Below are 13,555 nucleotides of genomic sequence, written 5' to 3'. Positions count from 1 at the left end.
ATAAAAAATCGGGCTAGCCACCAAACAGCGCCGATAAGGTAAAAACCACGAGAAATTGCTGCCTGCTGCCGTGCAATGACATTGTACCCAAATAGGCAACAAATCCATATTTCGGGCTTTGGCTTAAGCAATCGCAGGTGCCTATATCCAAAAAAATACGATATATTCAGTATCGCAAATGAAAAATACCTCTTCGTGTGAAAAAAATACACATGCGGCCAGTTTGCCGGATTCTCGGCACAGCAAAATTATATAAAATATAACATTATGCACAACTCCCAAGGCAAACCTGTCGCAGCGTGGCGCATGGTAGCAAGAGAGGCCATGATTGCTGACAGCTTTTACCATTTGATACATCAACAATAGCGGTTTGCATAACAGGCCCAAAGCACCAGGCTGATACAAGGTAGCGGCCCGCCGTACCGCCCGGAAGCGCGCAACTTCAGGCATGATGCTGACTCCATGTGCAAGCGTGCCGCCATCCGGCATGTTTGCCGTCCAGTCCGGCCACTTGCTGAAAAATACGACACATCCATGAAAACCTACTTTATCGGCGATCTGCAAGGCTGCCATGCACAAACCGAAGAACTGATCGAGCGTATCCAGACGGCAGCGGATGGCCCGTACCGCCTCCTGTTCGCTGGCGACCTGATCAACCGTGGTCCCGCCTCGCTGGCCACCCTGCGCCATGTTCATGCGCTGGCCAAGCAAGGCCTGGCAGACAGCGTCCTGGGCAACCACGACTTGCACTTGCTGGCCGTGGCCAACGGCATCCGGCCCGAGCATGCGTCCGACACCCTCGCCGAAATCCTCGATGCACCCGACCGCGAGGAGTTGATCACCTGGCTGCGCCAGCGACCACTGGCACTGGAACACAATGGCCATGTGCTCGTGCATGCGGGCTTGCTGCCGCAATGGAGCGCGGCCCGGGCCCTGGCCCTGAGCGAGGAGGTGTCCGCCATGCTGCGCGGCGACGATTGGGTGGCGTTCCTGCGCACCATGTACGGCAACGAGCCGAGCGCCTGGCGCGACGACCTGCAGGGCGCCGACCGGCTGCGCTGCATCGTCAACGCCATGACGCGGCTGCGCTTTTGCACGCCGGACGGCGTGATGGATTTCAAGATGAAGGAAAGCGGCAGCCCGCCGCCAGGCTCCGGCCTGCTGCCGTGGTTCGACGTGCCGGGCCGGCGCAGCGCCGGCGACACCATCGTCTTCGGCCACTGGTCGGCGCTGGGACTGCTACTACGGCCGCACCTGATCGGGCTCGATAGCGGCTGCGTCTGGGGCGGGAAACTCTCGGCCGTGTGCATGGAAGACCGCTCGCTGCTGCAGGTCGACTGTCCCGCCTTCCAGCAGCACGGCGGCAAGCGGTAAGCTGCATATGCTTAGTCGAAATCGGTCGTTGGCCTTGCCGCGCCGAGTCCGTATGATGGCGGTTTTGACCTTGCGATTCCATGCATCCTGACACCGACAGACTGGCGCGCTGGCTGCTTGGCAGCCTGCAACTCGACACCGCAGTGCTGCACGTGGGCCAGTACTGCGGCCGCTGGCGCGCGTCCACGGCGGGCCGGGAACTGGGCAGCTTTCACCTGGTGCTCGATGGCCACTGCTATCTGCACCTCGATGGCGCGGCACCGATCGCGCTCGGCCCACGCGACGGCGTCTTCCTGCTGCGCGATCTGCCGCACTTCCTCAGTCCCCACGGCGATCCGCTGCGGGCGGTGAGCGCGCAAGCGATGCTGCCGCTGCAAACGCCCACGCAGCAGCCGGCAACGGCGCTGGCCTGCGGCTTCTTTCAATTTCGCGGCGCCCTCTCCGCGCTGATCGTCGACTCGTTTCCACCGTATCTGCTGATACGCGGCGATGCGCCTGCCTTCAGCGCTGCTGCCGCATTATTCGACCTGATCCTGGCGGAGGCCGGTGGCGACCCGGAACAGCCGTCGCCGCTCATCGCGCGCCTGGTCGAGCTGCTGTTCTTTTACCTGATCCGCCATGTGGCGCAGGGCGAGCAGGTGGCGGCTGGCCTGCTGTCGCTGCTGCACCAGCCCGCATTTTCGCCGCTGCTCGAACGCATGCTCGACGCCCCGGCCGACGACTGGTCAATCGAGAACATGGCCAAGGCAGCGTGCATGTCGCGCGCCAGCTTCTGCAAGCATTTCGCCAGCGCCAGCGGCCACTCGCCGGCCCAGTTCCTGCTCCTGCTGCGCATGAAGATCGCCGCGCGGCGCCTGCACGACGGCGTCTCCGTCGAACGGGCCGCCGAACTGGTGGGCTACCGTTCGCACGCCGCCTTTACGCGCGCCTTCAAGCGGGTCACGGGCGAGCAGCCGGGCGCCTACCGGCGCGACCAGCGATTGCGCCAGCTGGCCAGCTAAGAGCCTGTCTGGATCGAGGATCACACAATCGCAGACGAACGAGCACAAAAGGACGACGCTGACGTCTGTTGTGTACACGATATGGCCGATATAATGCCCGGGTGACTTACTAACTTAGCAAGGTACCCCATGTCCCGTCTGACGCTGCACACTCTCGATACCGCCCCGGCCGACAGCCGCCCCTTCGTGGAAAAGGCCATCGCCAATAACGGCTTCCTGCCCAACCTGATCGGCGTGCTGGCCAATGCCCCGCTGGCACTGGAAACCTATCTGACCGTCTCCGGCATCAATGCGCGCGCCAGCCTGACGTTAATGGAACGCGAAGTGGTGCAAATCACGGCCGCGCGTATCCATGGCTGCGATTTCTGCATCGCCGGCCATAGCGCCATCTCGCTGAAAAAGGCGGGCCAGACACCGGACACGGTGCGCGCCCTGCAGCACGGCCAACCGACGGACGACGCCAAACTGGACGCCGTCGCCGCCTTCGCCACGGCCGTCATCGCCACGCGCGGCGCCGTCAACGACGCCGAATATCAAGCCTTCCTGGCCGCCGGCTACAATGAACAGCAGGCGCTGGAAGTGGTGCTGGGCATCAGCCTCGCTACGCTGTGCAATTTCTCCAACAGCCTGGCCGGCACGCCCGTCAATCCCCAGTTGACGCCCTACCTGCCCGGCGCCGTCTGATATGGGCCACCTCAATCACTGGCTGCACATGCATGCCGATCAGCTCGACCAGTCTTCGCAACTGGCTGAAACCGTACTACCGGCGCTGGCCGGCGACAAGCTGCTGGCCATCGGCGTGCCGCAGGAGCACGGCGGCGCGGGCGGTGACGTGCGCGACGCCATCGAAGCCATCGCCAAGGTGGCCGAGCAATCGGTGACGGCCGCCTTTGTCTTCTGGGGCCAGCGCTGCTTCATCGAATTCCTGCTGCAAAGCGAGAACCGCGCGCTGGCCGAGCGCCGCTTGCCCGGCCTGCTGGCCGGCACACAGGCAGGAGCCAGCGGTTTGTCGAACGCGATGAAATTCTTGTCCGGCATCGAACAGTTGCAAATCACGGGCGCACGCCACGGCGACGGCTTGCTCGTCGACGGCGGCCTGGCTTGGGTGACCAACCTGCGCAAGGCGGGCTTTGTCGCGGCAGCCGCCGTGGCGCCCGATGACGGCGCGCCGCCCGTCATCGTCGCCTTTGACAGCGGCACGGCTGGCGTCAAGCGCAGCGACGATCTGGACCTGATCGCCTTGCGCGGCAGCAATACGGCCTCCGTCAGGCTGACGCAGGTGCACATTCCTGCCGAGGACATCATCAGCGACAACGCGCCAGCCTGGCTGCCGCAAGTACGCCCATCGTTCCTCGGCATGCAATGCGGCCTGTCGATTGGCCTGGCGCGCGCCAGCCTGGCGCAGGCGGCGCAGATTTCGGCCGGCTCGCGCAACCAGCTCACGCCGCGCATCGCAGCGCTGCAAGCGACCCTGGAAGGCGCCGTCGCTACCCTGCTGGCCGGCGTGCACGATGGCCGCTTCAAGACACAGGCGCCGGCCATGTTCCGCTTGCGCATACAACTGGCCGACGTGCTGCAGCAGGCCTTGATGCTGGAACTGCAAGCCATGGGCGGACGCGCCTACCTGAACGCGGAACAGCAGGGCTTTGCCCGCCGTTGGCGCGAATCATCGTTCATCCCCATCGTCACTCCCAGCCTGACGCAATTGCAGGCGGCCTTGCAGCTGTTCGACAGCCAGCAGGCGGCAGCGGGAGCCCCGGCATGACGGCAACGGCAGAATTGCAACAATGGGCCTTGCAGGCGCAGGATCTGAGCTATGCCTATCCGGGCACGGCGCCCGTGTTCCAGCACGTCTCGCTGGGCGTGCGCAAGCGCGAAATCGTCTGCCTGCTGGGCGGCAGCGGCTGCGGCAAATCGAGCCTGCTGCGCGTGCTGGCCGGCTTGCAATCGCCGTCCACGGGCGCCATTCAATTCCTGGACGCGCCCATGCGCGAACCGGATCCGCGCAGCGCCCTCGTGTTCCAGCAGGCGAGCCTATTGCCCTGGCTGAACGTCACGGGCAACGCCGGCTTCGGCCTGGACTTCAAGCACCAGCCGCAGCTCACGCGCGCAGCGCACGAGGCGCGCGTGGCGCAAGCCATCGAAGCCGTCGGTTTGAAGGGCCGCGAAAAACTGTATCCTTCCGCACTGTCAGGCGGCATGGCGCAGCGCGTGGCGCTGGCCCGCGCGCTGGCGCGCGAACCGGAGCTGCTGTTCGCCGACGAGCCGTTTTCCGCGCTCGACGCCATCACGCGCGCCGAGATGCAGTCGCTGCTGGTCGACGTGGTGCACCGCTGGCACACGGCCGTACTGCTGGTGACGCACGATATCGATGAAGCGATCCTGGTCGCCGATCGCATCCTGCTCATGGGCGGCAAGCCCGGCAACATCGTGCGCGAATGGCCCGTCGCCATCGAGCAGCCGCGCATCGGCCACAGCGCCGACGTCATCGCCCTGAAGATGGACATCCTCGACGCCCTGCAGGCGCTGCAGCAGCAGGACCAGGCCCACGCCGCCGCCCTTTAGCATATCCCATACACCACACTGGAACCCTTCATGTCCCTTTATCTAGATAACAAACCCTTGCACATCTGCGCCTCGTCCGATTGCGACTGCGGCCTGACGCGGCGCGACTTCCTGCGCATGTCGGCCCTGGCCACGGCCAGCGTCGCCTCGCCGCTGCTGTTCGCCGGCGACGCCATGGCCCAGCAAGGCCCGAAAGGCGACGACCAACCCGTCAAGATCGGCTACCTGCCCATCACCGACGCCACTCCGCTGCTCGTCGCCCACGCCCGCAAGCTGTTCGAGGCGGAAGGCTTGCAGGCGGAAACGCCGCGCCTGTTCCGCAGCTGGGCGCAGATCATCGAAGCTTTCGTGGCCGGCCAGGTCAACGTCATCCACCTGCTCTCGCCGGCCACCCTGTGGGTACGCTACGGCGCCAAGTTCCCGGCGAAAGTCGTCGCCTGGAATCACGTCAACGGCTCCGCACTGACGGTAGCCAACGAGATCAACAAGGTTTCAGACCTGGGCGGACGCACGGTCGCCATCCCGTTCTGGTACTCGATCCACAACATCCTGCTGCAGCAAATCCTGTCCGCCAATGGCCTGACGCCCGTTACGCGCGCGCGCAACGCGGCCATCAAGCCGAATGAAGTCAACCTGATCGTGCTGGCGCCGGCCGAAATGGTCTCGGCCCTGGCCAGCAAGTCGATTGCCGGCTACATCGTGGCAGAGCCGTTCAATGCGGCGGCGGAAAACGCCGGCATCGGCAAGATCCTGCGCTTCTCGGGCGACGTGTGGAAAAACCATGCATGCTGCGTCACCTTCCTGTCCGAACGCGACATCAACACGCGTCCGGAATGGGCGCAAAAAGTCACCAACGCCATCGTCAAGGCGCAGCTGTGGACGCGCACGAACCAGGTCGACACGGCCAAGCTGCTGTCGAACGTGGGCGAGCACCGCTACACACCGCATCCGCTGCAGGTGCTGACCAAGGTGCTGGCCACCACCGACTACGCCGGCTATGAAAAGCAGGGGCTGATCGTGCACAAGAACTGGCAGCAGCGCCGCATCGACTTCCAGCCCTATCCGTTTGCCTCGTACACGGAAGAACTGGTGCGCGCCATCGGCCGCACCAAGGTTGAGGGCGATACGCGCTTCCTGGCCAATCTCGATCCGAAATTCGCCGCGCGCGACCTGGTCGATGACCGCTTCGTGCGCAAGGCCATCACGGCAGTCGGCGGCCCGGCCGCCTTCGGCTTGCCGGCCAACCTGCTGCGCAGCGAAACCGTGGCGGTCTGACGATGGCAAGCAAGTTGTTGACGAAGTTCGGCCTGCCCCTGGTGGGGCTGGCCTGTGCCTGGTTGTTGTGGTCCGTGGGCGTGACGGCGCTGGAGAAATCCACGCCGATCGCCACCGCCTTCGCGCCCTTGCCCACGGCGCTGGCGTTCAAGGAAATGCTCGGTGGTTCGGATATCTGGCTGCACGTGGTATTGAGTCTGCAAAGGGTGGCCGTGGGCCTGGGGCTGGCGATCGTCATCGGCGTGCCGCTCGGCGTGCTGGTGGCCATGTCGAAGAGCTTTTCCGGCGCGGCCATGCCGTTGTTCCAGCTGCTGCGCATGATTTCGCCGCTGTCGTGGATGCCGATCGCCGTGATGGTGCTCGGCGTCGGCGACGCGCCCGTGTACTTCCTGCTGGCGTTCGCGGCCGTCTGGCCCATCCTGCTCAATACGGCGGCCGGCGTGGCGCGGCTCGATCCGAACTGGCTGCTGCTGGCGCGCAGCCTGTCTGCCACGCGCAGCGAAATCGTCTTCAAGGTGATTTTGCCAGGCATCACGGCCGATATCCTGACTGGCGTGCGCCTTGCCATCGGCATCATCTGGATCGTGCTGGTGCCGGCGGAGATGCTGGGCGTGTCGGCAGGTCTCGGCTACTTCATCCTCGATACGCGCGACCGCCTCGCCTATTCGGAACTGATGGCCGCCATCGTGCTGATCGGGATGTTAGGTTTCATCCTCGACTACCTGGCCCGCGCCGCCCATGCGCGCTGGCTGCACGTCAAGAACTAGCCTGTTCCAGCGGCAGCGCGGCGGCCACCGCCGCCTGCGTTGCCGCTGCCAGTTCGCGGCGGTGCGCGTCGACCGTCGCCACTGGCGCCAGGCAGGTCAGGCGGGCCGTGACCGGCGGGCCGGTCAGGATCGCCACCATGCTTTGCGCAAAGCTCATGTCGCCGATGAAATCGACGGCGTGGTGCAACTCCCCCTTGTCATCCTCGTACACGAGCGCGAACGGCTGCACCGGTACCTTTGCATCGATAGCCGCCTCGAACAGGTTCGCGTGAAACGGCAGGATTTGTCCTTGCGCTGCGGTCGTGCCTTCGGGGAAGAACGCAATGCGCTCGCCCGCCGTCAATTTATCCACCAGTCCCTGGAAAATCAGGCGCAGGTCGCGCTTGCTGCCGCGCGAAATGAAGATGGTGCCGGCACGCCCCGCCAGCCAGCCGAGGATAGGCCAGGCGCGGATTTCCGCCTTGGCGACGAAACGGCAAGGGTGGACGGCATTGATGACGAAGATGTCGAGCCACGAAACGTGGTTCGCCACCACCATCGCATGGTCGAGGGCCGGCACGCTGTCCGCCGGCTGCGCCACGTGCACGCCGCAGATGTCGAGCAGTTGCGTGGACCAGCGGCGGATACGCCGGTTGCGCCCTTCCAGGTCCAGCCAGGGAAACAGCACGGCGCTCTTGGCCATGCCGCAGCTCAGGTGGATGGCGATGCGCGCGAGGCGGTAGGTAAGCAGAAGTTTCAAATCACACCAACAAATAAACCAGAGCCGAAATCCGGGAGCAGACAAGGGATGCCGGAGCAGCATGCCCCGGTCCGCGGATCTGATTTTTAACGCTGAAACGCCACCTGTCCAGCCACGATGGTCGCCTTGACGATGCCGCTCAGCTCATAGCCGAGGAAAGGCGTATGCTTGCCCTGGCTGGCCAGCGAGGCCGACGACACGGTCCAGCGCGCGGACGGATCGAAGACGCAGATGTCGGCCGCTTCGCCCACGGCCAGGCTGCCGGCAGGAATGCCGGCCACACGGGCCGCATCGGACGTGACCTTGGCCACGGCGCGCGCCAGCGGACGCTCGCCCGCCTGTGGCTGGCCCAGCGCGTAGTCGTCGGCCCATTTCAAGGCCAGCGACAGCAGCAGTTCCAGGCCCGTCGCGCCGGGCGACGCTTCGCCGAACGGCAGCAGTTTTTCATCGTCATCGACGGGCGTGTGGTCCGAGCACATGGCGTCGATCGTGCCGTCGAGCAGGCCGGCGCGGATCGCATCGCGGTCGCGCTGGCTGCGGAACGGCGGCGTGACGCGCGCGTTCGGATCGAAGAAGCCGATGTCGGCGTCCGTCAGGTGCACGTGGTGCACGCCGACGTCGCAGGTGACGGGCAAGCCTTCGGCCTTGGCGGCGCGGATCAGTTCCAGACCCGCCGCCGAGGAGATGCGGCACAGGTGCACGCGCGCGCGGCTGGCGCGCATCAATTCAAAGATCGTGTGCAGGGCGATGGTTTCGGACATTACGGGCACGCCGGACAAGCCCAGGCGCGACGCCAGCGGACCGCTGTGGGCGATGCCGCCACGGCCGATGTGCGGGTCTTGCGGGCGCAGCCAGACCGTGTAGCCGAAGGTGTTTGCGTACTGCATGGCGCGCAGCAGCACGGTGGTATCTTCGATTGGCTCTTCCGCCTGCGCGAAGCCGATGCATCCCGCTTCCGTCAGTTCCGCCATTTCCGTCAGCGACTGGCCCTTCAAGCCCATGGTCAGCGCGCCCAGCGGGTGCACGTGGGCCTTGTTTTGCGTCTTGGCGCGGTATTTCAGCATTTCCACCAGGCCCGGCTCATCGAGCACGGGGTCGGTATCGGGCGGGCAGACCAGGCTCGTGACGCCGCCCTGCAGGGCAGCCTGCAGTTCCGATTCCAGGGTCGCCTTGTATTCGTAGCCCGGCTCGCGCAGGCGCGCGGACAGGTCCACCAGGCCGGGGGAAACCACCAGCCCTGCCGCATCAAACGTGGTGTCGGCCTTGAAGCCGGCCGGGGCGCTGCCCACAGCCAGTACCTTGCCGTCGGCGATAAACAGGTCTTGCAAGCCATCGATGCCATTGGCGGGGTCGATCAGGTGGCCATTCTTGATATGTAGTGTCGTCATGCTCGCTTACTCGTCCTTGGGCTATCAGCCCTGATTACCAGCCAAAATACTCATCACCGCCATGCGCACGGCGATACCGAACGTCACCTGCGGCAGGATCACCGCCTGCGGACCGTCGGCCACGGCCGAATCGATTTCCACGCCGCGGTTCATCGGCCCCGGATGCATAACGATGGCATCCGGCTTCGCCAGCGCCAGACGCTCGGGCGTGAGGCCATAGCTCTTGAAGTATTCCTGCGCCGACGGCAGCAGCGCGCCGCTCATGCGTTCATTCTGCAGGCGCAGCATGATGATCACGTCCACGCCCTTGAGGCCTTCATCCATGTTGGTGAAGGTGCGCACGCCCATCTGTTCCAGGCCACCCGGCAGCAGGGTATGCGGGCCGATGGCGCGCACTTCCGGCACGCCCAGCGTGGTCAGCGCATGGATGTCGGAGCGGGCCACGCGGCTGTGCAAAATGTCGCCCACGATGGCCACCGTCAGGTTGGTGAAATCCTTCTTGTAGTGGCGGATCGTGTACATGTCGAGCAAGCCCTGGGTCGGGTGCGCATGGCGCCCGTCGCCCGCGTTGACCACGTGGACATGCGGCTGCTTCGTGTCGATCAGGTGCTTGGCGATCAGGTAGGGCGCGCCCGACTGCGCGTGGCGCACGACGAACATGTCGGCATGCATGGCCGACAGGTTGTCGATGGTGTCGAGCAGGGACTCGCCCTTGCTGGCCGACGAGGCCTGGATATTCAGGTTGATGACGTCGGCCGACAAACGCTTCGAGGCGATCTCGAAGGTGGTGCGGGTGCGCGTGGAGTTTTCAAAGAACAGGTTGAAAACGCTCTTGCCGCGCATCAGCGGCACCTTTTTCACGTCGCGGTCGGAGATGCCGACAAACGAGGAAGCCGTGTCGAGGATATGGTTGACGATAGACTTCGGCAAGCCTTCGATCGTCAGCAGATGTTGCAGTTCGCCGTGTTTATTCAGTTGCGGATTAAGCATGGTGGGTATCTATGGTGAGCGTGAATTTTCCATCGTCGGCTTGCTTCAGTACCAGGGCCTGGCCCGGCGGCACGGCTGTGAAGGCGGCCACGAAATCGGCGGCCACCGGCAGCTGGCGTTCGCCGCGGTCGACCAGGGCCGCCAGCATGATCTTGGCCGGGCGGCCATAGTCGAACAATTCGTTGATGGCCGCGCGCGTGGTGCGGCCCGTGTACAGCACGTCGTCGACCAGCAGGATGGTGGCGCCGGCTACGTCGAAGCTGATTTGCGTCGGCTTGACGTCGGCATGCAAGCCCTTCTGGGCAAAGTCGTCGCGGTAGAACGAGACGTCGAGCACGCCCAGGCGGTCGAGCAGGCTCAGGTCGCGCGCCAGGCGCTCCGCCAGCCAGGCGCCGCCCGAATGGATGCCGACGATGGCCACGTTGGGGATGCCCGCCAGGCCGCTTCGCACCTGCTGCAGCAGGTCTGCATACAGGGCCTCGGCGTCGAGTTGGGAAGGATTCGCAGGATGCGGCATAGAGTTCTTAATCATTCAGGATTGGAGGCTAAAGTCAGATTAATAATTCGCGTCGAAATACTGTTGCAGGATGATGGCGGCAGCCCGGTCGTCGATGACTTCGCCGCGTTTGGCGGCAATCACGGCCGAGGAATAGCGCTCGTCGACCAGTTCCACCGGCAGGTTGAAACGGCCGTGTACCTGGTTGGCGAACCGCCGGCAACGCGCGCTCATCTCGTGTTCGGTGCCATCGGGGTGGCTGGGCAAGCCCACCACGATGCGGCTGGCGCCCCACTCCTTGATCAGGCTCGCGATGGCGGCGAATTTCGGCTCATTCGCCGTCTCCGTGATCACGCTGAGCGGCTTGGCCTGGCAAATCATGCTATTGCCGATGGCCACGCCGATGCGTTTCAAGCCGAAATCGAAGGCGAGGATGGTGTCGATGGCGTCACCGCTCATGCGTGGCCAGCCTCGCTGGCGAGCATGAGCGGATCGATGCCCAGCAACTTGATGGCCGCCACGTAGCGCTGCTCGATGGGGAAGTCGAACAGGATGTCGGCCGAGGCGCCCACCGTCAGCCAGCCGTTGCGGCCGATCTCGTCTTCCAGCTGACCCGGGCTCCAGCCCGAGTAGCCGATCGAGACGAGCATGCGCTCGGGACCATCGCCCTTGGCGACGGCTTCGAGCACGTCGATCGAGGTGGTAAACGCGATTTCATCGGTCACCGTCAGCGACGAGGAATAGCGCGCTCCCGGCGTATGCAGCACGAAGCCACGGTCATCCTGCACCGGGCCGCCGAACATGATCGGTTCATTGATGATGGGCGTGTCGGTGCCGGCCGCCAGTTTCAGGTCGATACGGTCGAACAGCACTTCCATGGTCATGTCGGTGGGCTTGTTGATGACGACGCCCAGCACGCCGTTTTCATTGTGTTCACAGACGTACACGACCGTCCCGCCGAAGATCGGATCTTGCATCGCCGGCATCGCAATCAGGAAATGGTTGGCCAGATTCAGAGTGGAAGACCCGGTTGCGGCCGGTTCTCCGACACCATGCATCAATCGATGTCCTGGTAGAGTCTGGTCGATTTTACTCTTCTTCATACGCGATGCTCTCTCTGTGGGCTTGCTGGCAAGTTTCGCTTACCCCTGCTGTCATACGCCTGACTGATCACGCGGCACGGAACTGGTGGCCGCACGCCGCAATGATGCCTGACGCTATTATTGTTTTAAATTCAATTATAAAAGTTCACTTTGCGTGTTGCGGAACATCAGTTCAAAGCCGGATTGCCAGCTCAGTCCCCCGCCATTGCAACATCAATTGTAAAATTGATCGCAAAATGGTTGTCGCACGTGAAACACGACGAACATACCCGGTAGTTTACACTGAATTGCCATCACGGCGACGCCAATGGCATGACACGAGCGACCATAAAGCCGCTTGAACGGCGAAAAATCGACTATTTTTGACCCTAAACACAGAAAATAATGACAATCAAGACTTCCCTGGTATGGTTCCGCCGCGATTTGCGTGCTTTTGACCATGCTGCGCTGCATCACGCCCTGCGCCAGAGCCAGGCCGTGCATTGTGTGTTTGTGTATGACACGGCCATCCTGGCCACGTTGCCGCGTCGTGACCGGCGCGTCGACTTCATCCATGCCAGCGTGGCGGAACTGGCCGCCGAACTGCGGCAGCTGGGCGGCGACCTGATCGTGCTGCACGCCGATGCGGCCGAGGCCATCCCACGCCTGGCCGCCGAACTGCAGGTGGACGCCGTCTTTGCCAACCACGATTACGAGCCGCAAGCCATCGCCCGTGACGCAGCCGTGGCAAGCGCCCTCAGTGCCAACGCGCGCCTGTGGTTCAGTTTCAAGGATCAGGTGATCTTTGAGAAAGATGAGGTGCTGACCTTGTCGCACAAGCCGTATACCGTCTATACGCCATACAAGAATGCCTGGCTGAAGAAAATGCGTGCGGAACCAGCCTGCCTGGCATCATTTGATATCGGGCCGCATGTCGCCAGCCTGGCGCCACCGCGCAGCGAGGTGCCGGCGCCCCTGCCCTCCCTGTCAGAACTGGGTTTCGAAGCGAGCAACCTGGCAGAACTGGCGATTCCGACCGGTATGTCCGGCGCCAGCAAGCTGTTCGAGGACTTCCTGCCACGCGCAGCCCGCTATGACGTGGCGCGCGACTTTCCGGCCCTGAAGGGACCGTCGTACCTGTCCATGCATCTGCGCTTCGGCACAGTCTCGCTGCGCTACCTCGTGCGCACGATTGTCGACCTGATGGACCGGGGCGGTGGGGGCGACGGCGCTCCCGTGTGGCTGGCCGAACTGATCTGGCGCGACTTCTACGCCATGATCCTGTATCAGAACCCGCACGTGGACGGCGGCGCCTTTAAACCCGCGTATGACGCCATCGCCTGGGAGACAGGGCCGCAGGCCGACGCCGCGTTCGCGGCCTGGTGCGAAGGACGCACCGGCTATCCTCTGGTCGATGCGGCCATGGCGCAACTGAACCAGACAGGTTACATGCACAACCGCCTGCGCATGGTCACGGCCTGCTTCCTGATCAAGGATCTGGGCATCGACTGGCGCCGCGGCGAAGCGTATTTCGCGCTGCACCTGAACGACTTCGACCTGGCGTCGAACAACGGCGGCTGGCAGTGGGCGTCCTCGTCCGGCTGCGACGCACAGCCTTATTTCCGCATCTTCAATCCGATCACGCAATCGGAAAAATTCGATGCTGGCGGACGCTTCATCCGCCGCTACCTGCCGCAACTGAAGGCGCTGGGCGACAAGGAAATCCACGCGCCGTGGCTGGTGCCGCGCATGCTGCTCGAACAGAAAAACATCGTGCTGGGACGCGACTACCCGCATCCCATCGTGCAGCATGATGAGGCGCGCAAGCTGACCCTGGAACGCTATGCAGTAGTCAAGGCGGTAGCGTAGAAGGTGGTG

General features: G+C 63.8%; 15 protein-coding genes. 8 read left to right on the top strand and 7 right to left on the bottom strand.

The annotated features are described in order from the left end of the window. Positions 1 to 141: 141 nt before the first annotated feature. The gene (locus BXA07_RS29985; protein WP_212592273.1) at positions 142 to 564 is read right to left on the bottom strand and encodes a hypothetical protein; all 423 of its coding nucleotides are present in this window, start codon (positions 562 to 564) and stop codon (positions 142 to 144) included. Here BXA07_RS29985 and BXA07_RS05770 point away from each other — a divergent pair. The 7 genes from BXA07_RS05770 (at position 535) to BXA07_RS05740 (ending at position 6,982) form a co-directional block, all read left to right on the top strand. Continuing rightward, complete coding sequence (locus tag BXA07_RS05770; protein ID WP_076566406.1) at positions 535 to 1,374, top strand: symmetrical bis(5'-nucleosyl)-tetraphosphatase; 840 nt, start codon at positions 535 to 537, stop codon at positions 1,372 to 1,374. The genes BXA07_RS29985 and BXA07_RS05770 overlap by 30 nt on opposite strands. Before the next feature lie 80 nt (positions 1,375 to 1,454). Then, the gene (locus tag BXA07_RS05765; RefSeq protein ID WP_076566404.1) at positions 1,455 to 2,375 is read left to right on the top strand and encodes an AraC family transcriptional regulator; all 921 of its coding nucleotides are present in this window, start codon (positions 1,455 to 1,457) and stop codon (positions 2,373 to 2,375) included. A 129-nt stretch (positions 2,376 to 2,504) separates the two neighbouring features. Beyond that, on the top strand, positions 2,505 to 3,059 hold the full coding sequence (locus BXA07_RS05760) for a carboxymuconolactone decarboxylase family protein (RefSeq protein ID WP_076566402.1): 555 nt from the start codon (positions 2,505 to 2,507) through the stop codon (positions 3,057 to 3,059). A gap of 1 nt (position 3,060) precedes the next feature. Continuing rightward, the gene (locus BXA07_RS05755; protein WP_076566400.1) at positions 3,061 to 4,140 is read left to right on the top strand and encodes an acyl-CoA dehydrogenase family protein; all 1,080 of its coding nucleotides are present in this window, start codon (positions 3,061 to 3,063) and stop codon (positions 4,138 to 4,140) included. Further along, positions 4,137 to 4,940, top strand: a complete 804-nt coding sequence (locus tag BXA07_RS05750; RefSeq protein WP_076566398.1) for an ABC transporter ATP-binding protein — start codon at positions 4,137 to 4,139, stop codon at positions 4,938 to 4,940. Before BXA07_RS05755 ends, BXA07_RS05750 begins: the two co-directional genes overlap by 4 nt. Before the next feature lie 30 nt (positions 4,941 to 4,970). Continuing rightward, positions 4,971 to 6,215 carry an ABC transporter substrate-binding protein gene (locus BXA07_RS05745; RefSeq protein ID WP_076566396.1) on the top strand — a complete coding sequence of 415 codons (1,245 nt, stop codon included), beginning with the start codon at positions 4,971 to 4,973 and terminating at the stop codon, positions 6,213 to 6,215. A gap of 2 nt (positions 6,216 to 6,217) precedes the next feature. Further along, positions 6,218 to 6,982: an ABC transporter permease gene (locus BXA07_RS05740; protein ID WP_170909611.1), complete on the top strand. Its 765-nt coding sequence runs from the start codon at positions 6,218 to 6,220 to the stop codon at positions 6,980 to 6,982. On the opposite strand, the gene BXA07_RS05735 is transcribed toward BXA07_RS05740, so the two are convergent. The 6 genes from BXA07_RS05735 to BXA07_RS05710 form a co-directional block, all read right to left on the bottom strand. Then, complete coding sequence (locus BXA07_RS05735) at positions 6,972 to 7,721, bottom strand: lysophospholipid acyltransferase family protein (RefSeq protein WP_076566394.1); 750 nt, start codon at positions 7,719 to 7,721, stop codon at positions 6,972 to 6,974. The two genes, BXA07_RS05740 and BXA07_RS05735, sit on opposite strands and share 11 nt — an antisense overlap. Before the next feature lie 86 nt (positions 7,722 to 7,807). Then, a complete protein-coding gene (locus BXA07_RS05730; protein ID WP_076566392.1) occupies positions 7,808 to 9,109 on the bottom strand; it encodes a dihydroorotase in 1,302 nt (433 codons plus the stop codon). A gap of 24 nt (positions 9,110 to 9,133) precedes the next feature. Further along, positions 9,134 to 10,099 carry an aspartate carbamoyltransferase catalytic subunit gene (locus BXA07_RS05725; protein ID WP_034746695.1) on the bottom strand — a complete coding sequence of 322 codons (966 nt, stop codon included), beginning with the start codon at positions 10,097 to 10,099 and terminating at the stop codon, positions 9,134 to 9,136. Next, on the bottom strand, positions 10,092 to 10,616 hold the full coding sequence (pyrR, locus tag BXA07_RS05720) for a bifunctional pyr operon transcriptional regulator/uracil phosphoribosyltransferase PyrR (protein ID WP_076566390.1): 525 nt from the start codon (positions 10,614 to 10,616) through the stop codon (positions 10,092 to 10,094). The genes BXA07_RS05725 and pyrR overlap by 8 nt, the downstream gene beginning before the upstream one ends. A gap of 39 nt (positions 10,617 to 10,655) precedes the next feature. Next, positions 10,656 to 11,054, bottom strand: coding sequence for a Holliday junction resolvase RuvX (gene ruvX / locus BXA07_RS05715; RefSeq protein ID WP_170909610.1), 399 nt, complete (start codon positions 11,052 to 11,054; stop codon positions 10,656 to 10,658). Beyond that, complete coding sequence (locus BXA07_RS05710) at positions 11,051 to 11,653, bottom strand: YqgE/AlgH family protein (RefSeq protein WP_076566547.1); 603 nt, start codon at positions 11,651 to 11,653, stop codon at positions 11,051 to 11,053. The genes ruvX and BXA07_RS05710 overlap by 4 nt, the downstream gene beginning before the upstream one ends. A 429-nt stretch (positions 11,654 to 12,082) precedes the next feature. Between BXA07_RS05710 and BXA07_RS05705 the strand changes: the two genes are divergently transcribed. Beyond that, positions 12,083 to 13,546 carry a cryptochrome/photolyase family protein gene (locus tag BXA07_RS05705; RefSeq protein ID WP_076566387.1) on the top strand — a complete coding sequence of 488 codons (1,464 nt, stop codon included), beginning with the start codon at positions 12,083 to 12,085 and terminating at the stop codon, positions 13,544 to 13,546. The last annotated feature ends 9 nt before the right edge of the window (positions 13,547 to 13,555 follow it).

This window comes from Janthinobacterium sp. TND4EL3, from assembly GCF_900156175.1.
GTDB lineage: Bacteria > Pseudomonadota > Gammaproteobacteria > Burkholderiales > Burkholderiaceae_D > Janthinobacterium.
The sequence above is the reverse complement of the archived record's forward strand: the minus strand, read 5'-3'. Positions and strand labels throughout refer to the sequence as shown.

Coding starts and splice junctions, on each gene's coding strand:
- BXA07_RS05705 (WP_076566387.1), top strand. CDS start 12,083: ATGACAATCAAGACTTCCCTGGTATGGTTCCGCCGCGATTTGCGTGCT.
- BXA07_RS05740 (WP_170909611.1), top strand. CDS start 6,218: ATGGCAAGCAAGTTGTTGACGAAGTTCGGCCTGCCCCTGGTGGGGCTG.
- BXA07_RS05750 (WP_076566398.1), top strand. CDS start 4,137: ATGACGGCAACGGCAGAATTGCAACAATGGGCCTTGCAGGCGCAGGAT.
- pyrR (WP_076566390.1), bottom strand. CDS start 10,616: ATGCCGCATCCTGCGAATCCTTCCCAACTCGACGCCGAGGCCCTGTAT.
- BXA07_RS05725 (WP_034746695.1), bottom strand. CDS start 10,099: ATGCTTAATCCGCAACTGAATAAACACGGCGAACTGCAACATCTGCTG.
- BXA07_RS05745 (WP_076566396.1), top strand. CDS start 4,971: ATGTCCCTTTATCTAGATAACAAACCCTTGCACATCTGCGCCTCGTCC.
- BXA07_RS05730 (WP_076566392.1), bottom strand. CDS start 9,109: ATGACGACACTACATATCAAGAATGGCCACCTGATCGACCCCGCCAAT.
- BXA07_RS05765 (WP_076566404.1), top strand. CDS start 1,455: ATGCATCCTGACACCGACAGACTGGCGCGCTGGCTGCTTGGCAGCCTG.
- ruvX (WP_170909610.1), bottom strand. CDS start 11,054: ATGAGCGGTGACGCCATCGACACCATCCTCGCCTTCGATTTCGGCTTG.
- BXA07_RS05710 (WP_076566547.1), bottom strand. CDS start 11,653: ATGCATGGTGTCGGAGAACCGGCCGCAACCGGGTCTTCCACTCTGAAT.
- BXA07_RS05755 (WP_076566400.1), top strand. CDS start 3,061: ATGGGCCACCTCAATCACTGGCTGCACATGCATGCCGATCAGCTCGAC.
- BXA07_RS05760 (WP_076566402.1), top strand. CDS start 2,505: ATGTCCCGTCTGACGCTGCACACTCTCGATACCGCCCCGGCCGACAGC.
- BXA07_RS05770 (WP_076566406.1), top strand. CDS start 535: ATGAAAACCTACTTTATCGGCGATCTGCAAGGCTGCCATGCACAAACC.